The organism is Haloarchaeobius pelagicus, assembly GCF_051207375.1.
Taxonomy (GTDB): Archaea; Halobacteriota; Halobacteria; order Halobacteriales; family Natrialbaceae; genus Haloarchaeobius.
Genome location: NZ_JBPJZD010000002.1, coordinates 691749 through 715761 on the forward strand (window position 1 = coordinate 691749; position 24013 = coordinate 715761).

General features: G+C 66.5%; 26 protein-coding genes. 13 read left to right on the forward strand and 13 right to left on the reverse strand.

What is annotated here, in order from left to right:
• Window positions 1-128: 128 nt before the first annotated feature.
• Genes hemC through ACSC1S_RS16100 form a run of 3 tightly spaced genes read left to right on the forward strand, consistent with a single transcriptional unit; the run spans window position 129 to window position 2703 of the window.
• The gene (gene hemC, locus ACSC1S_RS16090) at window positions 129-1217 is read left to right on the forward strand and encodes a hydroxymethylbilane synthase (RefSeq protein WP_435365175.1); all 1089 of its coding nucleotides are present in this window, start codon (window positions 129-131) and stop codon (window positions 1215-1217) included.
• A complete protein-coding gene (cobA, locus tag ACSC1S_RS16095; protein WP_435365176.1) occupies window positions 1214-1957 on the forward strand; it encodes a uroporphyrinogen-III C-methyltransferase in 744 nt (247 codons plus the stop codon). The genes hemC and cobA overlap by 4 nt, the downstream gene beginning before the upstream one ends.
• Window positions 1954-2703, forward strand: a complete 750-nt coding sequence (locus tag ACSC1S_RS16100; RefSeq protein ID WP_435365177.1) for a uroporphyrinogen-III synthase — start codon at window positions 1954-1956, stop codon at window positions 2701-2703. The genes cobA and ACSC1S_RS16100 overlap by 4 nt, the downstream gene beginning before the upstream one ends.
• A 202-nt stretch (window positions 2704-2905) precedes the next feature.
• On the opposite strand, the gene ACSC1S_RS16105 is transcribed toward ACSC1S_RS16100, so the two are convergent.
• The gene (locus ACSC1S_RS16105) at window positions 2906-3526 is read right to left on the reverse strand and encodes a VOC family protein (RefSeq protein ID WP_435365178.1); all 621 of its coding nucleotides are present in this window, start codon (window positions 3524-3526) and stop codon (window positions 2906-2908) included.
• A gap of 318 nt (window positions 3527-3844) precedes the next feature.
• On the opposite strand from ACSC1S_RS16105, the gene ACSC1S_RS16110 reads away from it, so the two are divergent.
• Genes ACSC1S_RS16110 through ACSC1S_RS16135 form a run of 6 tightly spaced genes read left to right on the forward strand, consistent with a single transcriptional unit; the run spans window position 3845 to window position 11415 of the window.
• Window positions 3845-6994 carry a molybdopterin-containing oxidoreductase family protein gene (locus ACSC1S_RS16110; protein WP_435365179.1) on the forward strand — a complete coding sequence of 1050 codons (3150 nt, stop codon included), beginning with the start codon at window positions 3845-3847 and terminating at the stop codon, window positions 6992-6994.
• Window positions 6994-8175: a 4Fe-4S dicluster domain-containing protein gene (locus ACSC1S_RS16115; protein WP_435365180.1), complete on the forward strand. Its 1182-nt coding sequence runs from the start codon at window positions 6994-6996 to the stop codon at window positions 8173-8175. The genes ACSC1S_RS16110 and ACSC1S_RS16115 overlap by 1 nt, the downstream gene beginning before the upstream one ends.
• A 10-nt stretch (window positions 8176-8185) precedes the next feature.
• Entirely contained in the window at window positions 8186-8887 is a 702-nt protein-coding gene (locus ACSC1S_RS16120; RefSeq protein ID WP_435365181.1) for a TorD/DmsD family molecular chaperone, read from the forward strand.
• Entirely contained in the window at window positions 8880-9890 is a 1011-nt protein-coding gene (locus tag ACSC1S_RS16125; protein ID WP_435365182.1) for an ethylbenzene dehydrogenase-related protein, read from the forward strand. The genes ACSC1S_RS16120 and ACSC1S_RS16125 overlap by 8 nt, the downstream gene beginning before the upstream one ends.
• The gene (locus ACSC1S_RS16130) at window positions 9887-10801 is read left to right on the forward strand and encodes a HEAT repeat domain-containing protein (protein WP_435365183.1); all 915 of its coding nucleotides are present in this window, start codon (window positions 9887-9889) and stop codon (window positions 10799-10801) included. Before ACSC1S_RS16125 ends, ACSC1S_RS16130 begins: the two co-directional genes overlap by 4 nt.
• Before the next feature lie 2 nt (window positions 10802-10803).
• On the forward strand, window positions 10804-11415 hold the full coding sequence (locus ACSC1S_RS16135) for a hypothetical protein (protein ID WP_435365184.1): 612 nt from the start codon (window positions 10804-10806) through the stop codon (window positions 11413-11415).
• Window positions 11416-11644: 229 nt separating this feature from the next.
• Here the strand turns inward: ACSC1S_RS16135 and ACSC1S_RS16140 are convergent, their stop codons facing one another.
• From ACSC1S_RS16140 to ACSC1S_RS16150, 3 genes are all read right to left on the reverse strand, one after another.
• Window positions 11645-11878 (reverse strand): hypothetical protein, encoded by a 234-nt coding sequence (locus ACSC1S_RS16140; protein ID WP_435365185.1) that lies wholly within the window; start codon window positions 11876-11878, stop codon window positions 11645-11647.
• 69 nt (window positions 11879-11947) lie between these two features.
• Window positions 11948-12727 (reverse strand): universal stress protein, encoded by a 780-nt coding sequence (locus ACSC1S_RS16145; RefSeq protein ID WP_435365186.1) that lies wholly within the window; start codon window positions 12725-12727, stop codon window positions 11948-11950.
• Window positions 12724-14124: an APC family permease gene (locus ACSC1S_RS16150; RefSeq protein ID WP_435365187.1), complete on the reverse strand. Its 1401-nt coding sequence runs from the start codon at window positions 14122-14124 to the stop codon at window positions 12724-12726. Before ACSC1S_RS16150 ends, ACSC1S_RS16145 begins: the two co-directional genes overlap by 4 nt.
• 88 nt (window positions 14125-14212) lie before the next feature.
• Between ACSC1S_RS16150 and recJ the strand changes: the two genes are divergently transcribed.
• Complete coding sequence (gene recJ / locus ACSC1S_RS16155) at window positions 14213-15634, forward strand: RecJ family nuclease (protein ID WP_435365188.1); 1422 nt, start codon at window positions 14213-14215, stop codon at window positions 15632-15634.
• 14 nt (window positions 15635-15648) lie between these two features.
• Here the strand turns inward: recJ and ACSC1S_RS16160 are convergent, their stop codons facing one another.
• On the reverse strand, window positions 15649-16248 hold the full coding sequence (locus tag ACSC1S_RS16160) for a metal-dependent hydrolase (RefSeq protein ID WP_435365189.1): 600 nt from the start codon (window positions 16246-16248) through the stop codon (window positions 15649-15651).
• Between the two features lie 129 nt (window positions 16249-16377).
• Here ACSC1S_RS16160 and ACSC1S_RS16165 point away from each other — a divergent pair, with 129 nt between their 5' ends.
• The 3 genes from ACSC1S_RS16165 (at window position 16378) to ACSC1S_RS16175 (ending at window position 18009) form a co-directional block, all read left to right on the forward strand.
• The gene (locus ACSC1S_RS16165) at window positions 16378-16992 is read left to right on the forward strand and encodes a DUF2238 domain-containing protein (protein ID WP_435365190.1); all 615 of its coding nucleotides are present in this window, start codon (window positions 16378-16380) and stop codon (window positions 16990-16992) included.
• A 49-nt stretch (window positions 16993-17041) separates the two neighbouring features.
• Window positions 17042-17230, forward strand: coding sequence for a hypothetical protein (locus ACSC1S_RS16170; RefSeq protein ID WP_435365191.1), 189 nt, complete (start codon window positions 17042-17044; stop codon window positions 17228-17230).
• Window positions 17231-17307: 77 nt separating this feature from the next.
• Window positions 17308-18009 carry a TVP38/TMEM64 family protein gene (locus ACSC1S_RS16175; protein WP_435365192.1) on the forward strand — a complete coding sequence of 234 codons (702 nt, stop codon included), beginning with the start codon at window positions 17308-17310 and terminating at the stop codon, window positions 18007-18009.
• Between the two features lie 17 nt (window positions 18010-18026).
• On the opposite strand, the gene ACSC1S_RS16180 is transcribed toward ACSC1S_RS16175, so the two are convergent.
• The 8 genes from ACSC1S_RS16180 to ACSC1S_RS16215 form a co-directional block, all read right to left on the reverse strand.
• Window positions 18027-18734 carry a DUF2270 domain-containing protein gene (locus tag ACSC1S_RS16180; RefSeq protein WP_435365193.1) on the reverse strand — a complete coding sequence of 236 codons (708 nt, stop codon included), beginning with the start codon at window positions 18732-18734 and terminating at the stop codon, window positions 18027-18029.
• A gap of 19 nt (window positions 18735-18753) precedes the next feature.
• Complete coding sequence (locus tag ACSC1S_RS16185; RefSeq protein WP_435319849.1) at window positions 18754-19158, reverse strand: helix-turn-helix domain-containing protein; 405 nt, start codon at window positions 19156-19158, stop codon at window positions 18754-18756.
• A gap of 111 nt (window positions 19159-19269) precedes the next feature.
• A complete protein-coding gene (locus ACSC1S_RS16190; protein WP_435365194.1) occupies window positions 19270-19668 on the reverse strand; it encodes a helix-turn-helix domain-containing protein in 399 nt (132 codons plus the stop codon).
• Window positions 19669-19931: 263 nt separating this feature from the next.
• The gene (locus ACSC1S_RS16195) at window positions 19932-21125 is read right to left on the reverse strand and encodes an MBL fold metallo-hydrolase (protein ID WP_435365195.1); all 1194 of its coding nucleotides are present in this window, start codon (window positions 21123-21125) and stop codon (window positions 19932-19934) included.
• 251 nt (window positions 21126-21376) lie between these two features.
• The gene (locus tag ACSC1S_RS16200; RefSeq protein WP_435365196.1) at window positions 21377-22408 is read right to left on the reverse strand and encodes a sulfite exporter TauE/SafE family protein; all 1032 of its coding nucleotides are present in this window, start codon (window positions 22406-22408) and stop codon (window positions 21377-21379) included.
• Window positions 22409-22411: 3 nt separating this feature from the next.
• Window positions 22412-22561: a DUF7512 family protein gene (locus ACSC1S_RS16205; protein WP_435319855.1), complete on the reverse strand. Its 150-nt coding sequence runs from the start codon at window positions 22559-22561 to the stop codon at window positions 22412-22414.
• A gap of 376 nt (window positions 22562-22937) precedes the next feature.
• Window positions 22938-23399, reverse strand: a complete 462-nt coding sequence (locus tag ACSC1S_RS16210; RefSeq protein ID WP_435365197.1) for a YeeE/YedE family protein — start codon at window positions 23397-23399, stop codon at window positions 22938-22940.
• Window positions 23396-23863: a YeeE/YedE family protein gene (locus ACSC1S_RS16215; protein ID WP_435365198.1), complete on the reverse strand. Its 468-nt coding sequence runs from the start codon at window positions 23861-23863 to the stop codon at window positions 23396-23398. The genes ACSC1S_RS16210 and ACSC1S_RS16215 overlap by 4 nt, the downstream gene beginning before the upstream one ends.
• Window positions 23864-24013: the final 150 nt, after the last annotated feature.

Consider the following 24013-nt stretch of genomic DNA (forward strand, 5'->3'; position numbering starts at 1 on the left):
ACGGCTCGAATCGTTCTAGAACGGCTGATTTCTCTGCGATGCCGGGGTGACGGCCCGTCACAGCCTGGCGAGCGACGGGCGAGAGACAAACTGGAGGGCTTTTCACCCTCGGCCGCCGATTCCCGACCATGCGAACACGTGGGACCATCCGACTCGCCACGCGAGGCTCCGACCTCGCGCTGCGACAGGCGGCGACGGTCCGGGACGCCCTCGAAGACCAGCGATACGAGGTCGAGCTGGTCGAAGTGGAGACCGAGGGCGACCGGATACGCGACGAGTTGATACAGGACCTGGGGAAGACCGGGGCGTTCGTCCGGTCGCTGGACGAGGAGATCCTCGACGGGAACGTCGACGCTGCCGTCCACTCCATGAAGGACATGCCGACGGAGCTGCCCGACGACCTCGTGGTCGCGGGCGTTCCCGAGCGCGCTGCACCGGGCGACGTGCTCGTTACCCCCGACGGGACGTCGGTCGACGACCTCGAACCCGGGGCGGTCGTGGGCACCTCGTCGATGCGACGACAGGCCCAGATAGAGAACTACCGCGATGACCTTGTCGTCGAACCCCTCCGCGGGAACGTCGACACCCGGGTCGAGAAGCTGCTCGCGCCCGCCCTCCAGCGCGAACACGAGCGCCGGAGCGAGGCGGACAAGGAGCGCAAAGGCGCAGTCGGTAAGGACGACCCTGACCCCGAGTTCGACCAGACCACCGACGAGTGGTTCGAGTCCCTCTCCGAGATTCGCAAGCGTGCCCTCGGCCGCGAGGTCGAAACCGACTACGACGCCATCGTGCTCGCCGAGGCCGGCCTGCGGCGGTCCGGGCTGCTCCACCACATCGAGTACGAACAGCTTCCAACCACCGAGTTCGTCCCGGCCGCCGGCCAGGGCGCACTGGCCGTGACGGCGGCGGACGGCGAGACCGCCGAGGCCATCCACAAGACGCTCGACCACCCCCGGACCCGCGTCGAGACGACGGTCGAACGGACCGTGCTCGCCGGACTCAACGGCGGCTGTATCGCCCCAATCGGCGTTCACGCCATGATTCAGGGCGAGTACGTCCGGACCACGGCGCAGGTGCTCCATCCCGACGGCGAGGGCGTCGTCAAGGAACGACGCGACCTCCCGGTCGAGACCCACGCGAAAGCCGCCCGAGAGTTCGCCGAGGACCTGAACGAGAAGGGCGCGGCCGAATACGTGCAGGCCGCCCGCGAGAAATGACGGGGAAGGTCTACCTCGTCGGGAGCGGCCCCGGCGACCCCGAACTGCTGACCGTGAAGGCCACTCGCCTCCTCGAGGAGGCCGACGTGGTCCTGCACGACAAACTCCCGGGGCCGGAGATTCTGGGCCTCATCCCCGAGGAGAAGCGCGAGGACGTGGGCAAGCGCGCCGGCGGCGAGTGGACCCCGCAGGAGTACACCAACAAGCGGTTGGTCGAACTCGCCGAGGAGGGCAAGACGGTCGTCCGCCTGAAGGGTGGCGACCCGTTCGTCTTCGGCCGCGGCGGCGAGGAGGCCGAACACCTCGCCGCGAACGGTATCGAGTTCGAGTACGTCCCCGGCATCACCTCCGCCATCGCCGGAGCTGGCGTCGCAGGCATCCCGGTGACCCACCGCGACCACGCCTCCTCCGTCTCGTTCGTCACGGGCCACGAGGCCCCCACGAAGGAGGAGTCCGCAGTGAACTGGGAGGCGCTCGCCGCGACCGGCGGCACCATCGTCGTCTTCATGGGCGTCGGCAAGCTGCCGGAGTACACGAAGGCCCTGCGTGAGGCCGGGATGGACCCCGAGACGCCCGTCGCGCTGGTCGAGCGTGCCACCTGGCCGGACATGCAGGTCGCGACCGGGACCCTCGACACCATCGTCGACGTTCGAGACGCAGAGGGTATCGAGCCCCCCGCGATCACCGTCATCGGCGACGTCGCGGGCACGCGTGAGGAGGTGCTTGAGTTCCTCCAATGACGACCAGAGACACGACCGTCGCCGTCTTCCGCCCGGACGACGAGCGCCTCACGAACGCGGTCGAGCTCATCGAATCGCTGGGCGCGACGCCGGTTCCGGACCCGATGCTGTCGGTCCGGCCGTCGGGGTCGGGCCCGCAAACGGGCGCGGACTACACCATCCTCACGAGCAAGACCGGCGCGGAACTCGCCCGCGAGGCGGGCTGGGAGCCCGGCGAGACCACGGTCTGTGCCATCGGTCCCTCGACCGCCCAGGCGCTCCGCGACCAGGGCTACGAGGTGGACCGGATTCCGGGCGAATACACGTCCAGTGGGCTGGTTTCGGAGCTTGCGGGTGACGTCGACGGCGCGACCGTCGAGGTCGCCCGGAGCGACCACGGGAGCGACGTGCTCATCGACGGCCTCTGGCAGGCTGGCGCGTTCGTCCACGAGACGGTGCTGTACGAACTCGTCCGGCCCGAAGGCGCAGGTGAGTCGGTCGAACTGGCTGCTGCGGGCGACCTGGACGCCGCCGCGTTCACCTCCTCGCTCACGGTCGAGAACTTCCTCGCGACCGCCGACGAGAAAGGGATCCGTGAGGAAGCGCTCGCCGGGCTGAACGACGCCGTCGTCGGCGTCATCGGCCCGCCGACCCGCGAGACGGCCGAATCGCTCGGTATCGCGGTCGACGTGGTCCCCGACAACGCTGACTTCGAGGAGCTGGCCTGTGTGGTCGTCGAGGAAGCCGCCCCGACGTACCACGACTGAGTTCGAATCCCGATTTTCGGCAGTATACGGCATCGAGCACCCGATTCGCGAGAGAATTCTGTGTTGGCTGGTTATCGCCCGGTTCCGGGCGATAAACTACATACTGCGATATCAAATCAAGTTTGCACAGGAACCCCCATCCGTCGGCAGCGGGCGAGAGAAAGCGGCTCTGGTGGTTTCTGGCCGATTCAGGGGGGATTCGTCAGTTCACACCACCGACGCCGGAGGAGGCGTCGGGCAGGTCGTACGGCGTCGCGTCCATCCCGAGTTCCTCCAGGGCGGCCGCCATGTGCTCGTCCTTCGCGTAGTCGGCACCGTCCTCCTCGCGGATGCGCTGGGTCGTCGCCAGCACCTCAGCGCGGCGGTCGTCGGGGATGTCGTACTTGTCCGTCGAGAGCTCGATGACGAGGCCGTTGTTGTCCTTGGTGTAGATGGAGTGGAAGATGCCCCGGTCGAACACGTTGTAGTGGTGCCCGGCCTCGTCTAGCGCGTCCATGACCTCCTCGTAGCGCTCGGGGTCGACGCTGAAACAGAGGTGGTGGACCGCGCCGACGCCGCCGCGGACCCCGCGGGCCGAGGGCCGGTCGTCGCTCACGAAGAAGGTGAGGATGCGACCATCGCCGGTGTCGAAGAACAGGTGGGTCTGGGAGGGGTCGTCGAGGTTCGGTTGCCGGAGCACGAGTCGCATGCCGAGGAGGTCGCGGTAGAACGCGAGCGTGTCTGCCTCGTTGCTCCCCCAGATGGTGATGTGGTCGGTGCCAGTCGTTCGGAAGGGGCTCTCGGGGAACTCGTCGGTGACGGGTGCTTGCTGCTGGTCGCTCATGGGAGAATGGTACGGGTTCTCGACCGATAAACGCTCGTGGACACCGCCGTCACCCGGTGACAGGCGTGTCCCCAGTACGAACCCGTCACGACGTCGACACCGAGAGGGCACAAGACGGATTACCGGTCGGAACAGGGCTGGTGGGTGACGGTGCAGTGACGCCGTGTGGAACGGTCGATGGTCTGTATTCACCATATAATGATTCGGCCGAATATATTCACGGTTTTTTCAGACTGTAGAAATCCGAAGTGCATTGAAGCGCCGTCCGCCAGACGTGCCGGATATGTGCCGGAACACGACCGCCAGGAGGGCAGACCCGTGAAGGTAACGCGGCGAGATTTCCTGACGGCAGCGGGTGCTGGCGCTGTCGGCGCACTCGCCGAAGGGGCCTGGAGCGCCACACAGGCGACAGACCCCATCACCAGCGTCGAGAACCCGCTTCGAGCCTACCCGAATCGAGACTGGGAGGAGGTGTACCGCGAGATGTACGCGTACGACGACGTGGACTGGACGGTGTGTCACCCGAACTGCACCCAGTCGTGTGCGCTCAACTTCTACATGAAAAACGGCGTGCCGATTCGGGCGGAGCAAGTCTACCACAACGAGGCCCCGTCGGTCGGCCCGTCCGGGTACGAGGACGCCGGCGTCAGCCAGCAGTGGAACCCACGCGGCTGCATGAAGGGACTCACACTGCATCGGCGGACGTTCGAGCCGTCCCGCATCAAGTACCCAATGGTCCGGAAGGGCTGGGACCCCGACGACCCGAACCCTGAAGGCCGGGGCGAGGACGAGTTCGAACGCGTCTCCTGGGAGACGGCTATCGACCTCCTCGCCGAGAAGATGGCGAAACTCGAGGACAACAAACGGTTCCACGTGTTCAACGCCATCAAAGCCGACGGGCTGTTCACCCGACACGGCGCCGGCCGCCGACTTGCCTCCATCTTCGGGGGCTGTGAGTGGACCGAGTACGACTGGTACGCCGACCTGCCGCCGGGCCACGTCATCACGACAGGGTACCAGACGTCCGACTCCGACGCCGCGGCCTGGCGGAAGGGCGACTACACCATCATCCAGGGGAAGAACCTCATCCACAACAAGCTCGCGGACAACCACTGGCTCCAGGAGACCCGCGAGCGCGGTGGGAAGATGGTCGGCATCTACCCAGACTACTCGCCCACCGTCCAGAAGTGCGACCGGTGGCTACCCATCCGGCCTGGCTCCGACCCCGCGATTCCGCTGGGGTTCGCACACGTCATCATCGAGGAAGACCTGTACGACGCCGAGTTCATGCGGCAGTTCACGAGCCTGCCGCTGCTCGTCCGTGACGACGACGAGAAGTACCTCCGCGCCCACGACGTGTTCGCCGACCACGAGCCGCCCGGCGAGGACGAGGAGGGGTATGGCGACTTCGTCGTCCTGACCCAGGACGGGGACCTCCAGCCCCTCACCCGCGAGGAGGTCGGGTCGGACACGCCGGCCACGCCGCGACTGGAAGCCGAGACGAGCGTCACGCTCGAATCGGGCGAGACGGTCGACGTCCGGACCGACTTCAGCCGGCAGAAGGCCAACGTGATGGCGAACTACAGCCCGGAGCAGGTCGCCGAAATCACGACGGTGCCGGCAGACGCCATCCGAAAGACCGCCAGAGAGTTCGCGCAGGCCGAGAAGGGCCAGTGGTTCACCGGCGAGGGTATCAACCACTGGTTCCACGGCAACAGCGAACTCCAGCGCTCCATCTTCTTCGTCCAGTCGATGCTGAGCAACATCGGCGACGCCGGGAAGGGCTACTACAACTACTCCGGCCAGTACAAGATAGAACTCCTCGACGGCTACCCACACTACGTCAATCCCGACGGGCACGCAGCCCACGGGATGTACCCCGGGTACGCGCTCGCCTTCTTCGGTGGCGAATCACTGGACCCACACGAGATTCGCGGGGACTTCGACCGCGAACTCGACCTCGTCGCCCAGGGCGACGCCGAGGAGCCGGTGATTCCGGAGGGGGCAGAGTCGTACACGATGTCCAAGCCGACGGTCCTCTGGACCATGAACTGCAACCTCCTGAACCAGACCAAACATCAGGAGCACGTCGTGGAGAACTTCGTCCGGCACCCCGACACCGCCAACGAACTGCTCGTCGTGTCAGATATGCATATGACCTACTCCGCCCGCCACGCCGACATCGTGCTGCCGGTCCACTCGTGGCTGGAGTGTGAGTACCCCGACATCACCGTGGGGCCGGAGAACCCCTTCGTCACGATGGACCACGGCATCATGGACCCGATCTACGACACCAAACAGGACGGGGAGATCATCGCGCTGGTCGCCGAGAAACTCGACGAGAAGCTTCCGCCGGCGGAACGGACCGTCGACTCCTACCGGGCCTACTTCGAGAAGTTCCTCGACGACGACGGCGACGTCCGGGAGTACATCCAGGAGACGTTCGACCACGGCATGACCACCCAGGACATCGACGTCGAGGACCTCGAGGACGGACCGGAGCGGCTCCAGCTCAAGACCTACCCCCGGGTCCCGTTCTACTCGCAGGTCCACGATGACCGCCCCTTCTACACGAAGACAGGACGGATGGAGTTCCACAAGGAGGAAGACCGGTTCGTCGAGCTGGGCCGTGGGGACCTCGACCACATCGAGAGCGTCGAAGGGACCCCCTACGGTCGCGGCCAGAAGTGGCCCGAGGCCGGGGAGGAGACCAACCCCATCTACGAGGACGGCTACCAGTTCTACCACAACACGCCCCACTCGAAGTACCGCACCCACTCCTCGTGGGGCATGACCGACTGGAACCTCATCTGGGCGGCCCGCGACTTCGGGAGTGTCAGCGGCGACCCCGAAGGCACGGAGCGTCTCGTCGAGGACTTCTCGTTCCCGCAGGGGGACGGCGAGACCGAAGAGGTCGCCCCACTCGGAGAAGCGTTCGCAGAGATACACCCGAACGACGCGGCGACCATCGGGGTCGAGAACGGCGACTACATCCGCGTCAAAGGCGAGCGGGGCGACACCGTGGTCCGCGTGATGGTGTCCGAGCGGCAGCGACCGGCCAGTGCGGGCGAGCGCGGCCTCGGACAGGTCACCATCTGGCACGGCTGGTGGCCCCAGCAGTTCCCCGACGACGAGGCCGACGACGACGGTGTCAAGGGGTTCAACGTGACGACGAACATCTGGTTGGACCCGGGACAGGAGACGGACGACCTCGTCCACCACGGCGTGTTCGGCGACCCCAACGTCTCGGACGTGGTCGACGAGGACATCGCCTGGCACGGCGCCGAACTCGAAGAAGGGTACGAGGAGACCGTCTGGGCCCCGACCGGAGTCAACCGGGACGACCTCGTCACCATCGAGAAGTACGAAGAGGCGGACTGGTGGCCCGGCGACGCCCGACGAGACGACCTGATGCAGGACTACATCGGCGGTTCGCTGCAATCCGACGCTGCAGGAGGTGACGACTGATGCCACAAGTATTCAATCCACAACTCGGTCACGAGCACAGCTACCCGTACGAGCACCGCGAGGACGAGCGCGACTGGCACTGGGGGATGGTCGTCAACACCAACCGCTGCATCAACTGCAACACCTGCTCGTTCGCGTGTAAGTCCACCTGGACCAGCGGCGAGGGTGAAGAGTACATGTGGTGGATGAACGTCGAGACCGAGCCCTACGGCGGCTACCCGATGGGCTGGGACATGCGGCTGCTCGACGACCTCAGTGCGGCCGAGACCATCTTCGACGCCGCCGACGAGACCGAGCAGGTCCACGGCTACATCGCGGAGAAGCAGGCCTGGGAGTACCCCGCACTGGGCGACGACCAGGTCCACGGCGAATACCCCGAGGGCGAGGTCGTCGAGTCCGACCTCGAGGAAGACGAGTACCACGACATCTGGCAGTTCTACCTCCCGCGGCTCTGCAACCACTGCAAGAACCCGGCCTGTCTCGCCGCCTGTCCGCGCAAGGCTATCTACAAACGCGAGGAGGACGGTATCGTCCTGCTGGACCAGGAGCGGTGCCGGGGATACCGGCGCTGTGTGAAGGCGTGTCCGTACCACAAGCCGATGTACAACCCGGAGACGGGTGTCACGGAGAAGCCGGTTGGCTGCTATCCTCGCATCGAGGACGGGAACGTCCCCCGGTGCGTCTCCTCGTGTATCGGGAAGACCCGGCTCCACGGGAACATCAACCGGGGCCCCGACGCCGGCCCTGCCGGCGGGAAGGCGTCGGCCGCGAGCGGTCGGTCGCCGATCAACTACCTCGTCCACTCCGACGAGAAGGTAGCGCTACCACTGTACCCCCAGTTCGGGACCAGGCCGCAGGTGTTCTACATGCCGCCGTACCACGTGCCACCGGAGTTCCTCACCCAGATGTTCACGCCCAACACCGAGCAGAAGCGAAACGACTGGCCCGGGTCGACCTACGAGGAGTCCATCCGAATCGTCCAGGAGCGGGTCCGGAACCCGAGCCACGAGGTGCTCGGTATCCTCCAGCTGTTCGGCGCGACGACGCGGCTTATCGAGACGTACAACGTCAAAGAGAACCGCGTGAAAGGCTGGGACCGCAAGGGCAACAAGGTCGTCGACGTGCCCATCGAAGAGCCGATGGAAGTCCGGGAAGGCGAGCAGTGGACCAACCAACCCTGAGGTGAGACCGATGGAGGACACACCGGAGTTCCACGCGCGACGCGCAGCACTGTACGGCTTCGCCGCCACGGTCTTCCAGCACCCGGACGAGTCCGTCGTGTCCGACCTGCTCGACGAGGAGGTCCACGCCGCCATCGGAGACGCCGGCTTCGCGCTGGACCTCGTCGACGAGACGACGGCCCTGCTGGCGGCGCTCGAAGACGTCGAGCCCGACGCCCTGGAGCCCGCGTACAACGCACTGTTCGGGCTTCCAGGCGACGAGGGGACCTACCCGGTCGTCCCGTACGAGGCCCACTACACCACCGGCGAGGAGGTCAACGAGAGCCAGCGTCGCATCGGCACCGTGGTGGGAATCCTCGAGGAGTTCGGACTGGGGGTCAGCGACGACTTTCACGAGCGACAGGACCACGTCGCGGTCGAACTCGAACTCATGCAGGTCGCCGCTGCCCAGCGTTCGGTTGCACTCGAGCGGTCGAGACGGGAGTCGGTCGACCGCCTCGAACGGGCGACCGCGACGATACTCGACGAGCACCTGACCAGGTTCGTCCCGGCTTTCGCACACCGCGTTCGGGATGCCACCGAGAGCATCGATGCGGCGGCAGTCGAGGTCTACGTCGCGGGTGCCGACCTCGCGGCGGCACTGGTCCAGCAGGACGTGGCGAGCCACCCCGAACCACCGGCCCCCGGAACGGGGGTGAACGCCGATGATTGACCTCAACCGCGCGGCAGCCAGGCGGGCGACCCTCGCGACGGTGGTGGTCGTCGCGCTGTTCCTCGTCGGCCAGAGCGTCGTCACGGCCGCCGTCACCTCCGGCCAGCAACCACTCGCGGCGACCGACCAGCTCCCACAGACCGCCGACAGCGACCACTGGGCGGACGCGCCGAGCCGGACCGTCTCGCTGTCGAAACAGCAGATGGCGATTCCACACGGTGGCGGGAGCGTCGACGAGTTGCAGGTGCAGGCACTGACGAACGAGACACACGTCGCCTTCCGGTTGACCTGGGAGGACCCGACGAACGACACGACGCTCAGGGCACCCGGGAACTACAGCGACGCGGCCGCCATCATGCTGCACAGCGGCGAGCAACCGCCGATTACGATGGGTGCGACCGGGACCCCGGTCGACATCTGGTACTGGCGGGCCCAGTGGCAGTACGGTGCCGCCGACCGCTCCGAGTGGGGCGGCGACATGTACGCCTATCCGCACCCGGATGCAGAGACGAAGCCCGGACTGGCCGCCGACAACCCGCTCTCGAAGGACCGCTACGACGACTACGGCCAGAACTACTACGCGGCCGGCTACGGCTCGTTGAGCCACGCACCGACCCAGACCGTCGACGCCCGTGGGACACGTGCTGGCGACGAGTGGTCGGTCGTGTTCGTCCGCGAGCACACGACGGACGGCGAGTACGACGCGACGTTCCGCCAGAACGAGACGATGTACCTCGCGTTCGCCGTCTGGAACGGGAGTACCGACGAGGTCAACGGGAAGAAGTCCCTCACGTTGCGGTTCACGACGCTGGACACGGGGAGTGGCGAACTCGCCGCTGCCGACCCTGCGACCGACGGCGATAGCGGGAGTACCGGTGGCAGTACCAGCGGCGGTGCCAGCAGCGGGAGTAGCGCTACTGGTGAACTGCTCCGGTCCATCGGCACGCTCGTCGCGATAGCCGCACTTAGCTGGACACTCGCCTACTGGCGGGTGGTACGATGAGCCGCGAGCAGGCCAGTGCCGGTCGGCGTCGGCCCGCCGCCGACGAACCCGGGCTGCGGCAAGCGCTCGGGGCTGCCGAGCCCCGGACGAGACAGGACGCGGCCATCGCGCTGGTCGACCGGGCAGGAGACGGACTGGCTGCGGCGACCGTCGACCGGCTCGCGGCCCGTGCCAGGGAGGACGACGACCCCGAGGTGCGCCAGTTCGCTGTCGAGGCACTGGGCGTCGCCGGCACGGGGACCGAGACCCTCTCGGCGGCGCTCGAGGACCCCGAGCCCTGGGTCCGGGCCGAGGCGGTCGTCGCTCTCTCGCGAGCTGGCAGGAGCGACGAGCAGCTCCGGTCCGCACTCGACGACGAGAACGGCTGGGTCAGACGTAACGCGGTCATCGCGCTCGGGAAGCGTGGCGCCATCGGCCACCAGTCCGCCGTCGACCGTATCAAGACGGACCCTCACCCGGCCGTCCGGGAGTACGCAGCCCAGTACCTCGGGGAGGTCGTCGAGGACGTCGAAGAAGCCGAACGGATCCTCGCAGCCGTCCTCGCTCGCGAGCCGAACGCGTTCGTGCGTGCGAAGGCCGCCGAGAGTCTCGGAGAACTCGGGACCGACCGGGCCGAGCAGGCCCTCGAGACCCACGGCGTGACCGACCAGAGCGAGGACGTCGCACGAACCGCAACGCGCGCACTCGCGGCTGCCCGCGGAACCGAGCCGGAGGAGCTGGACGTCGACATCGAGTCCCCGGGTGCACCCGGCAGGGGGCCGGACACGCCGGCCGACCAGTCGGTCGACAGGTTCGACCCGGCCGGGTCGTTCGGCTCGAGCCGAACCGGCTCACAGGGGGCGGCCCCCGGCGGCGCACCTGGATTCGAGCCCCGGCGAGACCTGAACACCAACCCCGACCCCGACCTCTGACGATGCCATACGAACTCGATACGACACCAGACGGTACGACCGAGACGGAGACCGACAGCGAGCCGACCGAGGAAGCCTCGGACACGCCCTCGCTCGGGATGACGATTCCCGAGGAGCACGTCGGTGCGTTCGTCGCCGAGGCACTCGACGACCCCGAACGGTCGACGGAGTGGCGAGACGTCGTTGACGCGATGGTCGCGCCGAGTGCCCGGGACGTCTGGGACACCCTGTCTCCCACGGAACAGGCAACCGAAGTGCTCACGAAGGCCGCCGAGTACGACCGTCGCGCCACCGAACGGTTCGACGACGTGTCGCCGACCGCCGACCAGGAGACGGTACAGCCGGTCATCGACGAGGGGCTCCGCTGCCGGCGCAACGCCGACACGTTTCGCGACGGCGTCGCCGCCGCGTACAGCGAAGGAGTACTCGACGACGACGCGCTCGTGGAGGCGCTGCGGCAGTCCGCGTTCGACACGGCCCTCATCGCCGAACGAGAGGACTACCTCGAACGCCTCGACAGCACCTTCGACATCGACTTCCGGCCGTACGGTGGGACGTTGATGGACGACGAATCCGGCCCGGCTCCGACGACGGAGCACGGAGAAACCTGGTGACAGGGGCTACCCGGGCCACCGCAGCCGACGGGACGAACCCGGTGACAGGCGTGTCCCCAGTCAGACACCGTTCGCGACCTCCTCCAACCGTAGCGGATGAGTTCCAGCTATCACTGAGCCGGTGACTGAGCTACAGCGGACAGTTGCGACACATAGAAGCGACCCGGATACCGGGCGTCTGGAACGCGAGGGTCTACCAACTCTGGTACCCGAAGAAGGTGTTCGGGGGTCAGGACCGATAATAGTAGTACGTCGAATAGGCCGCAAAGACGACCGCCAGTGCAGTGCCAGCAGAGACGGCAAAGAGGACACGGCCGGCCGCACCGGTGGTCAGTCCCTCGAAGCCGGTGATGACTGCGAGTGTACTGGACAGGTGCGCCATCAGTACCATCGCACCCAGCATCGCGACTAGGGCGACGATCGTGCGGCCGATATCGACGATTCCCGAGGTGGTCCTTGACACGTATTATGCCTCTTCCTTGAGACAGTTATTACTTCTCAGGAGCATCGAGAGTGAGTTAGAACGCCAGTCTCACTCTTCCGTCTCTTCGACCGCCTCTTCGACCGCCTCCTCAGCCGCCTCCACGACCTCGTCCGGTTCCGGTTCCGGCGGTCGCTTGACGACGAGCACTGGCCCGACCGACAGCTCAGCGACCTGGTCGACGTCCTCGCCGAAGACGACCGACCGGAGCGAGGGGGCGCGTTCGCCCATCACGACGAGGTCGTGTTCGGTCGCAGCCGTCGCCGTGGCGCGGATCGGGGCGTCGGTCAGCTGGACGGTGGTGTCGAGCACGTCCTCGGAGAAGCCGTGCTCGACGAACCAGTCGTAGGCGGCCTCGACGAGCGCGGTTCGTTCGGACAGCGTCTCCTCGTCGGGGGCGGTCGCGAAGATAGAGATGGTGACGTCGTCGTTCGCGAACACCGCCGCGGCGTACTCGACGACGCGCTCGACGGCCACGTCGGGGTGGACCGGGACGAGTACCTTCTCGACCTGTGGTGTCGGATTGGGGATGAGGTAGGCGTCACAGCCCGTCTCGTCGGCGACGCGGTTGATGGTCTTCTCCGCGTCGTGGGTGAAGACGATGCGGGTCTCCGGCGCCGGGCCGTACTCCTCGAACAGTTCGACCACGTCCGCGAGCTTGTTCTGTGCCTGTTCCTCGAACTCCATCTTTCCCTGTCCGGGCGGCGTCTGCTCGGGGAGGACGTGGTAGCCCAGCAGCAGGACCGGCACGTCCGCGAGGACCTCGGCCACGCCTGGCGAGACGCTCTCTCCCTTCAGCACCTGCACCGGAACGAGTACGCGTCGGGTCATACGGCACCTCGTAGTTTCACATCGCGGGCGTAGTACAAGTACCACACCCCTGCCAGTACCATCACGGCGACGCCGATGAGCTGTGAGGCGGGCTTCATGAACGCGATGAGCCCGAAGCTCGAGATGGCCCCGAGGACCGGAATCACGGGGCCGAGGGGCACCTCGAAGTCCGGTTCGTACCACTCCGGCGGGGACCGCCGGATGACCACCAGCGCGACGCACATCAGGCCGTACATGATGAGATGCAGGAACGAGGCCACCTCGGCCAGAATCTCGACCTGCCCGGTTCCGACGAGCACGAGCACCGGCCCGGCTGCCGAGACCAGGGCGATGTGTGGGGTACCGTACTTGAGGTTGAGCCGCCGGAAGCGCTCGGGGACGATGGCGTCACGGCTCAGGGCGTAGATAGCCCGCGAGGACGAGAGGATGCTCGCGTTCGCCGACGAGAGCGTCGCGAGCAGCCCCGCAATCAGGATGGCGACCGCCCCCGCGAGTCCGAAGAAGTCCCGGGCGACCTCGACCATCGCGGTCTCACCGAACTGTTCGAGGCGTGGACTCCCGAACGCGCTCGTCGCGACGAAGATGGTCGCGACGTAGAACACGCCGACGAGGAGGACCGAGCCGACCATCGCCAGCGGGAGGTTCTTGCCCGGTTTCTTCACCTCACCCGCGACGGTCGCGACCTGTGCGAACCCGAGGTAGGAGGTGAACACCAGCGCCGCGGTCGAGAAGACGGGGGCGAGGCCGAACCGGAAGAACGTCTCTGGTGCCGAGGCCCGACCGAACACCCCGAGGGCGTCGAGGCTGCCGTAGGTCAGGAACCCGGTGAGGATGACGAGCAACAGCGCGACGACGACGTTCTGGAGCTTGGTCGCGTTCTCGGTCCCCGTGAGCGAGAGCGCGGTGAGCAAGACGGCGAACGCGAGCCCGAGTGGAATCACGAGGCCGGCTGCGTTCACCCCCACTTCGGCGAGGACGGCCGCGGCGTAGTTGCCGAAGCCCACGAGGTAGAACGCCGACGCGAAGACGAGCCCGAGCCAGACCGAGAGCCCGACGACGGCCCCGAAGAGCGTCCCGAGGCCGCGGGAGATGAAGTAGTACCCACCACCGGATTTCGGCATCGCGGTGGCCAGTTCCGCGGTCGGAACCGCCACCAGCAGGGCGATGACCGCCCCGATGGCGAACGAGAGGGCGGCGGCGGGCCCGGCCTGCCCAGCTGCCAGCCCCGGGAACACGAAGATACCCGCGCCGATCATCGTCCCGACGCCGATCGCCATGGCCCCTCGCAGGCCGATGGTCCGTTCGAGTTCGACGCCCTCCTCGTGGACGGTCGCCTCCTCGGTGACCGCGCCGGCGTCGGTGTCCGGCTCCGGTCGTGCGGCTGGGTCGACTGCCATGCGGTAAGATAGCACGGTCGCGCTGAAAAATGACGACCTTGATACTGTCCCGATGGTTTAAATCCGAGACCGACCCACTACCCGACGAATGCCAGCCTCCGTCCCCGTCCCAGAAATGGCAGACCGCGCCGCCGCGTGCGCCGAGCGCCTGCGCGCGGCCGACGAGGTGCTCCTCAACTCCCACATCGACGCCGACGGCCTGACCAGCGCCGGTGTCGCCGCCAGCGCGCTGGAACGCGCCGACATCCCGTTCGAGGTGAACTTCGAGAAACAGCTCGACGAGGAGGCCGTCGCGGCCATCGCCGCGACCGACTACGACACCGTGCTGTTCACCGACTTCGGGAGCGGGCAACTGGACATCATCGCCCCGTACGAGGAGGCAGGCGACTTCACGCCGGTCATCGCGGACCACCACCAGCCGGCCGACGCAGAGACAGAGTACCACCTCAATCCGCTGCTGTTCGGCATCGACGGCGGTTCCGAACTCTCTGGCGCAGGCGCGGCGTACGTCCTCGCCCGGGCGCTGGAGGGCGACGGCGACAACCGCGACCTGGCCCGGCTCGCGGTCGTGGGGGCCGTGGGCGACATGCAGGACACCGACGGCGAGTTGCAGGGGGCGAACCAGGGCATCGTCGAGGACGGCGTGGCCGCGGGCGTCCTCGAAGAGGGGACCGACCTCGCGGTGTACGGCAAGCAGACCCGCGAACTCCCCAAACTGCTCGAGTACGCCAGCGACGTGGTCATCCCGGGCATCACCAACAACCGGAACGGGGCAATCGACTTCCTGAACGACCTCGACATCGAGGCGAGAGCGGGCGACGACTGGAAGCGCTGGGTCGACCTCGACGCCGGAGAGCGGCAGAAAGTTGCCAGCGGCCTCGTCCAGCGGGCGGTTCGCTCGGGCGTGCCCGCCGACCGCATCGACCGCCTCGTCGGGACGAGTTACACCCTGCTCGCCGAGCCCGAGGGCACAGAACTCCGGGACGCCAGCGAGTTCTCGACCCTGCTCAACGCCACTGCCAGATACGAACGCGCCGACGTGGGCCTCGCGGTGTGTCTGGGCGAGCGCGACGAGGCGCTCACCGCGGCGCGAGAACTGCTCCGAAACCACCGCCGGAACCTCTCCGAGGGCCTCCAGTTCGTCAAGAACGAGGGCACCACCAAGGAGGAGCACGTCCAGTGGTTCCACGCCGACGACCGCATCCGCGAGACCATCGTCGGCATCGTCGCCGGGATGTCACTCGGTGCGAGTGGCATTGATAGGAGCAAGCCCATCATCGCCTTCGCGAACGAAAGCGCCGAGGAGGTGAAGGTCTCGTCCCGGGGAACCGGGCACCTCGTTCGGGACGGACTCGACCTCTCTGTCGTGATGCGCGAGGCCTCACAGGCCGTCGGCGGCGACGGTGGCGGGCACGTCATCGCGGCCGGGGCGACGATTCCGCGGGGCACGGAGGACGAGTTTATCGCGGAGTGCGACCGGCTGGTCGGGGAACAGTTGGGCAAGGAGTGACGAGAAGAGCCAGATTACTCGTAGAACCGCTCGGGGACGTGGTGCCGGAGTTCCGGCGGGAGCGCCCGGGCGACCTGTGACCAGACCGTCGCGAGGCGCTTTCGCAGGGCGACGTACACCCCGCCGACCACTATCGTCACGACGACCAGCGGCGGCACCGGTTCCGGGAGCGTCAGGGCAGGGACGCCCAGCGCGCCCGCCAGTGCGAGGTCACGCGGCGAGCCGTCGTAGGGCACGAGTCGCCGCGGTGCGAGCCAGCGGCCGTGGTAGTGGCTGTAGACCGCTTTCTCGGACCGCCCCTCCCAGGGACGAAGTTCGAGGCCGCCACCGTAGAGGTCCATCACGGGGTGCAAGGCGGCCGCGACGAGGAACGTCGCGAGCGCCAGCGTCGCCGTGGTCGGGATCGCCAGTGCGAGTACGACCGCGAGGCCGGCCGGGAACCAGCCGAACACGGGGAAGTGAAGCGTCTTGCGGTGGCCCGCGTAGATGTCCAGGTCCGGGAACACGCTCCCGGCGACCGCCGCCGCGACGACCGTGGCGGGGTCGCCACCGCCCAGTTGGACCACGAACGTCGCGAGCAGGAGGCCCGCGAGCGCGTGGGTCATGGCCATCATCGTGGAATTCGATACGTCTCGGGACTATACAAGGTTGTCCCGACTGGTGTTACTCTGTGACACGGTGGTCCGGGGGTGTTTTTCGGGCGGGAGCGCGTAACTACGAGTATGCGAGGCCACGGGGTATGGATGCGAAACGCCACGCTGTTCACCCGGACGACACAGGCGTGTCTCGTCGGCGTGTTCGTCCTCGGGATGACGCTGCGCAACGTGAGCGTGGTGCTCAACGCCCTGTTCGCCCTCGGCGTGACGTTCCTGCCGGCGGTGCTCGAACGCGACTTCCGCATCGAACTCGACCCACGGTTCACCGTCTACCTCGGCGTCGCGGTCCTGTTGCACGCCGTCGGGATGTTCCAGTTCTACGACGAGGTCTGGTGGTGGGACCACCTCACGCACACCCTGTCTGCCAGTATCGTCGCCGTCGTCGCCTACGCGACCGTCTGGGCCATCGACGCCCACAGCGACCGGCTCTACTTTCCCGAGACGTTCGTCACGGTGTTCGTCCTCGCGTTCACGCTGGCGATGGGCGTCTTCTGGGAGGTCCTCGAGTTCGCCGCCCGCGAAACCGCCGTCGCGCTGGATCTCGACCCGGTGCTCATCCTGTACGGCGTCGACGACACCATGCTCGACCTCGTGTTCGACCTCGCGGGCGCGCTGGTCGTGACGGTGTTCGGGACCAGTGCGGTCCGCGAGCAAGGCGAAGAACTGGCGGCGTGGCTGGAGCGGCGGCGAGAACAAGTTTGACACGGACACCCAGCCATATTTGACACGTGGGAAGAAGACTGGAATTTATATGCGTGTGTCGAGAGCGAAACTGGTCGTACTCGGACTCGCACTCCTCGGCTGGGGTGCGTTGTTTCTCGTCGCCCAGCGCCATCCCGGGAGTAGCGCGGCGATTCTCGAAGCGTCGTTCGTCGTCGCCACGGTCATGGGCCTCTCACACTACATCGTCCGGCTTCGAGACGGCCCGACAGACCGGTAGCCGGTATCCTGGGCCATTAGCCACAGTCGTCCAGGCGCTGGATACGAACTATACCCCCGGCGGCCGAACAGTCGCCCGTGAGACCGGAGCGCTTCCTCGCGGCCGACGCAGACCGTCGACAGCTCCTGCTCGTGGTCGTGGTCGTCGCCGTCGGGCTCGTCCTCGGAACCGTGGTGACGGGCCGGTACCTGTGGTTCCTGCGCGATCCCGACGCCATCCGGACGGTCGTCGACGGGTTCGGCCCGCTCGCGCCGCTCGTGTTCGTCCTCCTCCAGACGCTGCAGGTCGTGGTCGCGCCCGTCCCCGGGCAGGTGCTCGCGTTCGCCGCTGGCTACCTGTTCGGCGCGGGCCCGGGCTTCGCCTACAGCATGACCGGCGCGACGGTCGGCACCTACCTCGCCCTGCTGCTGGCGCGACGCTACGGCCGGCCCTACGTCGAGCGGGTCGTCGCCCCCGACGCCCTCGATCGGTTCGACGACTTCCTCGGCGAGTACGGCCTCGCTGGCGTCTTCGTGGTCTTCCTCCTGCCCGGGTTCCCCGACGACGTCATCTGTTTCGCGGCCGGCATGAGCGACCTCGACGTGCGGAAACTGGTACTCGTCTCCGTGGCGGGGCGGACGCCCGGCTACCTGGTGCTGGTCTTCTCCGGGGCGGGAATGGCGCAGGAACAGGTGTATCAATCGGTGGGGTTGCTGGTCGCGGCGGGGTGTGTCGGCATCGCGCTGTTCTGGAAACGGGAAATAGTGTTACGACGGCTCGCGACGGCGAAAAACCGATAGACTCCAGAAACAGGCCGTCAGTCGTCCCAGACCGCGACGTTCTCCTCGCGGAGTTCGCCCTTCGCCTTCCAGGTGCGGGGACGGAGCGCGATGACCACGAGGGTGACGTACGCGAGGCCGACCATCACGGTGACGAGTTCGCCGGAGAGCCGGCCGACAGCCGCGGTGTCGGGCCAGGGGCGCTCGGTCGGGACGACGAAGATGCGCGCGAGCCACGCCGCGCCCAGCACGCTGAACAGCGGGAGGTACACCCGCCGGAGGCGGTGGGCGAGGGCCTCCTCGAACGATATCTTGATGACGGGTGTGCGGTAGTCCTGGGCGAGCTTGCGCCGCCAGTTCGGGTCCGAAACGGGCATCGACGGGTCGAGCCCCTTCGCGAAGACGTTCTCCTGCAGGACCCGCACCCGGGAGCGCCAGATGTCGTAGCCGCGGTAGCGCCGGGCCTCCATGACGAGGAACGTCGAGAGCATCACGCCCGCGATGAGGATGAGGTAGTGGGGATGGTCGGGACTGGCGAAGGCGAACGTCAGGATGGCCGCGAGCGTCGTGACCGCCCAGTTCGTGGTGCGGTCCAGCCGCTCTCGCCAGAACTTCATCCGGTGGATCTCGCCACGGTAGAGGTGCGCCAGCGACGAGCTCGGCCCCATGGTCTCGTCGAGCAGGCCGGCACCGACGTCCCGGGCCTCCGGGCTGGTTGGATCGAACGGCTCTTCGTCGGCGGTCATCGTGTTCCCGCCCGTCGTGTCACTGCTCGGCGGCCTGTTGGAGCTGGGCGGTCTCGTCGTACTTCTCGCGGAACTCGCCGATGAGGTTGCCCATCTTGGCGTACCAGTCGTTGAGCATCCGCTGCATGTCGTCGGCGACCTGGTCGGGGTCGACCGGCTGGTAGACGTGGTAGTAGCCGCCCTGCTCGTAGTTCACCTGTTCCTGCTGGACGAAGCCCGACTGCTGGAGGCGCTTGATCGCCCGGTAGGCAGTCGAACGCTCGCGGTCGACGCGCTCTGCGATCTCGTCGACCGTCAGCGCTTCGGGGCTCTCGACGATGGTCGAGAACACCTCCTTGTCCAGTTCCTTGAGTCCGTGGATACACTCCAGCAGGCCCTCGCACTCCATGTCCTGCTGCAGGTACTCCCGCATCGAATTGGCCATCTCGTGTTGAAGCTATGTGGTACGGAGGTAAAAGCCTTGTTCGATTCGTGCAACACCGCGCACGGTCGAACCGGGGCCTCACTGGCGGGTGACGATGGGGGACCACGGCTGTCAGTCCGACGCCTCCCTGGTGGCCGCCTCCTCGTACTTCTCGCGGAACTCGCCGACCAGCATCCCCATCTTGGCGTACCAGTCGTTGAGCATCCGCTGCATGTCGTCTGCGACCTGCTTCGGGTCCGCGGCCCGGTAGACGTGGTAGTAGCCACCGTCGGCGTAGTTCACCTGTTCCTTCCGGACGAATCCGGCGTCGACGAGCCGCTGGATGGACCGATAGGCCGTCGAGCGTTCGCGGTCGGTCGCGACCGCGACCTCGTCGATAGATAGCGGCTCCGCACTCTCCGTGAGCGTCCGGAACACCGCCAGGTCGAGGTCGCCGAGGCCGTGCCCGCACTCCAGCAGGCCCTCGCACGCCATGTCCTGTTCAAGGTAGTCGCGCATCGAATCGGGCATCGTTCGTCCTGAGAGACGGGCCACACCGCCAAAAGTATTGTGCAATATACGAAATACTGTTCGTGTGGCTGTCAGCAGTCATCGACGGTGAGAGACGAATATTCCTGTGCAGAAGCAGTCGTCAGGACGGAGCGAAACGGCCGAACGCTATTGGTTGGTGGTGGAAAATATCCACACAATCGACCGGCTGCAAGCGACGCGCGCGAGGTGGTCAGGCACTCGGGCGCGAGTGGTGAGGAGTAGCGGCAGCCTGTGAGGAGGAATCAGTCGCTGGTGAGCGCGTCCTGGCTGGCCGCGCAGTTGTTCGGCCCGAGTTCGAGCTCGAAGGCCTCCTCGTCGGTGGCCTCGTGCTGGCCGAGGTTGGTCTCGATGATGTCGACGTAGTTCGCCGGGCGCGGGGGCATGTCCACGAGGACCAGGTCGACGAAGTCGTCCTCGTCCATCGTCAGTGCGGCCATCGTCTCGACGAGTTCGCCGATGGGTGCGGTGTAGGTCCCGTCCTCGGCCGGCGTCGCGGCGTCGCTGAAGTGCGCGCCGCCGACGAGCACGTCCTCATCCTGGGTGAGGACCTTCGTCTGGAGCGTGTCGTAGAGCTGCTTCGCGGCGTCTGGCGCGCCGTCGTCGCCCTCTTCGAGGTCGGGGCGCGCGACGCTCTCGGTGAACAGCCCGTCACCGGTCGCGAGCAGGCTCCCACCGACGAGGTAGGAGGTCATCCCGCTCGTGTGGCCGGGCGTGTGGATGGTCTCGATCTCGGCCGCGCCGACCTCGAAGACCTGACCGTCCTCGGCCGTCTCCACGTCGTCCGCGTAGGTGACACCGCGGGGGACCGCGGAAGCCGGGATGACGCCTGTGACGCCCTCGGCATCGAGGTTCCGGACGCCGCTGATGTGGTCGGCGTGGATGTGCGTGTCGATGGCGTAGCGGAGGTCAGCGTCGAGCTCGTCGGCGTCCGCGAGGTAGCGGTCGGTGAACTCCCGGAGGGGGTCGATGACTGCGGCCTCGCCGACGGAGACGAGCATGTACGCGAGACAGCCACTGGACGGGCGCTGGTACTGGTAGAGCTTGCCCGGGCCGTCGTAGCGCGTGACTTCGACGCGCTCGTAGATGCGGGCCCAGCCGTTCATGCCGTCCGCGAGGTGGGCCACGTCGCGGCCGTTCTCGGCCAGCTTCGCGGCGACGTACTCGCTCGCGCCGCCCTTGGCGCACAGGACGACGAGCGGCTCGCCCTCGGGGACCTGCTCGAGCACCCGCTCCGGAACCTCGTCGTCGAGGAACTCGAAGTACGGGACGTTGGCGATCTCCACGTTCTCGCCATCGATGTGCCACTCGGAGAAGTCGCTCTCCATGCGGGCGTCGAGGATGGTCACGTCCTCGCCCGCGTCGATGCGGGCCTTCAGTTCGTCCGGGCTCAACTCTTCGACGTCGATGTCTATCGTGGGTAACGCGTCAGGGTCCATGCGTCACTCCACGCTTGGGGATGGCCTGCAATAAGTATTGTGGATATTGCGCAAGACACTCAGAAATATTTGCATCAGCCCACGTCCAGCACAGCGATAGCGACCTACACAGCTGTCTGGGGTCTTCTAGCGGTGTCTGGTAGAACGCCAGGGACAAACACCGGGCAAACATGATTGGACATTTTGCCCAATATACACAATTCTGTCTGCGATGTGGTTGCCACCGAAAATAGACGCTCCAGGAAAGTCCGTCAGTCCGCGGCGGCGTGGCTGGTTCCCGACTCCGCGCGCAGCTCCTTGATACTGCTGTAGACGACCGCACCGCTGACGAGCAGGGCTGCGCCGAGGATGATGGCGAGGCTGACCGTGTCCGCCATGGGGACCTCGAAGACGTTGCCGAGCTTGCGGATGGCGACAGCGATGGCCCCGAGCAGGAGCATCACGCCGAAGTACACCTTGATCTCCGCCTCGTCGACCAGGCTGGTCGAGGCCGCGCCCATTCGGGCCCCGAGCGCGCTGCCCGCGAGGAGCGGAACCACGATGCTCAGGTCGACCGCACCGGACTGGGCGTAGAGGAAGCTCCCGATACCGCCCGAGAAGACGATCTCGAACAGGTCGGTGCCGACCGCGACGGGGACCGGCACGCCGATGAGGTAGAACAGCGCGGGCATCCGGATGAACCCGCCACCGACGCCGAGGAATCCCGATAAGAGACCGGTGAGGAACGCCACCCCGAGAATCATCCACAGGGAGACGCTGACGCCCCCGCGGAGGGATATCATCGGCGGGACGCGATAGGACTGTATCGTCTTCGCGATGTCGGGGATGTCGTCGGCCGACACGTCGTCGTCGTCGTCGACGTCGTGGCTGATGCCACCGTCCCCACCTTTCAGGGCGGTCCAGGTGACGAACAGACCGATACCACCGAGCAGGAGGACGTAGGCGACACTGACCACGCTGTCCGCGTAGCCCATGTGCTGGAGCCACTCCAGGCCGAGCTTCCCGACCTCGATGCCGGCGGTCGTCCCGGCGATCATCAACACGCCGAGCTTGTAGTCGACCTGCCCCAGGTCGCGGTGTTTCAGCGTCGCGATGACGGAAGTCCCGAAGACGAACGCGAGACCGGACGCGACCGCAACGTCGGTCTCGTACCCCATCACGAGCAACGCGGGCGTGACGAGGAACGAACCGCCCATGCCGAAGAACCCGAACAGGATACCGATGAGCACCCCGAAGCCCGCGAACATCGCGAGCAGGAGGACGCTCATGCCGAGTACCTCCATGGTTCAGGCACCCCGCAGGGCGTCTCTGATGGCTGGGCCGAAGACGCGCTCCAGGAGGCCGTATCCCACGTAGAGGACCCCGGCCTCAGCGAGCACGATCCCGATCAGTACCGCCGCCTGTGCGTTGCCGCTGAGTGATTCAATCCCGAACATCGTGCACCTCGACCAGTAGTCTTGTATGCTTCATGAGTTTCTGTACACGACACCGTAACCGGCAGGGTGTAATAACGGTTTTGGGAATACTGTACAAGACTATATCCCCATACCTCACACATGGTGATGCATAAGTTATGGGTAGCTACAGCCGCGAGAGTAGCCAGTTCACAGACAGTTCTGGTGGAGAGCGACGGTGCCGACGACGCGCGCCAGCAGGGTGAAGAAGGTTGATGCGCGAAAACAGGTCTGGAAACCGAGAGAACCGGGTCACCAGAGCCGACGGTGTGTCGAACGGGACGGGGGGTCGAGGAAAGAGCGGTCGAAACCGAGGAATCGAGTCGAGAACGAGCCGCAGGAGCAGCGAGTCAGCAGTTCAGTCCGCAGAACTCGGCGTCGTGCTCGGGTCGTCGTCGCGAGAGCGCCAGACGCCCTGCACGTACGCGCCGAGGAACATCCCACCGATGCCCCAGAGGATGGTCAGGTTCCCGACCCCGAGGCTGGCGTAGGCCGCACCCGGGCAGATGCCCGAGAGCCCCCAGCCGACGCCGAAGATGGTGCCACCCACCAGCACGTTGTTGTCGTAGTCCTTCAGCCGCCGGGTGTACTCCGCGCCCGTGAGCGGGGCGCGTCTGCCCGAGCGGCTCATCGTCCAGAAGGCGATGCCGGCGGTGACGCTGGCCCCTCCCATCACGAGGAGCAGGCCGAAGTCCTCCAGCTGGAGGAACCGCAGGACGACCTCGGGACGGGCCATCTCACTGAGCGCGAGCCCGACCCCGAATATCAGGCCGCCCAACAGGACGAGCCCGTAGAACGCGAGGCCGCGGTCCTGGCTCATATACCCCACCCCATGGCGGCGATGAGGTTCGCCGTCCCGATGGCCACGATGACGAAGGTCGCGACGTTGATCAGCGAGGTCTCCGAGAGCGACCCGACACCACAGACACCGTGGCCGGACGTACAGCCCTTCCCGACCCGGGTGCCGATACCGACGAGGAAGCCGCCCAGGAGCAGCCGCCACGGGGCGACCTGTGTGGTGAACCAGTCGGCACCGGTGGCGACCGTGTAGCCCGCGGCACCCAACACGATGCCGAGGGTGAAGACGACGCGCCAGTCGCGCGAACTGGTGAAGCGATACTGCTGGAAGCGCGAACGGTCGGAGACGTACGACCACGTCGACTCGAGGAACGTGCTCGCCCCGGCGATGATGCCGGTACCCAGGTAGATGAGTACCGTCCCGAGGCCGATGAGGACGCCCCCGAGGGCGTAGTGCGCCACGCCGTAGGGGAAGAGTTCGATCATCAGTGGCAGAAGCTATCTGCCGGGCGCACTTAAGCGTTCGGATAGAATATCGTGTTTTGTGCAAGACTGTTGCAGTTACCAATTGGTTACTTCGCCGAGCTTCGCGCACGAATAGAGGATATAGGCCATAGAAGCCAGCTCGAAGACAGC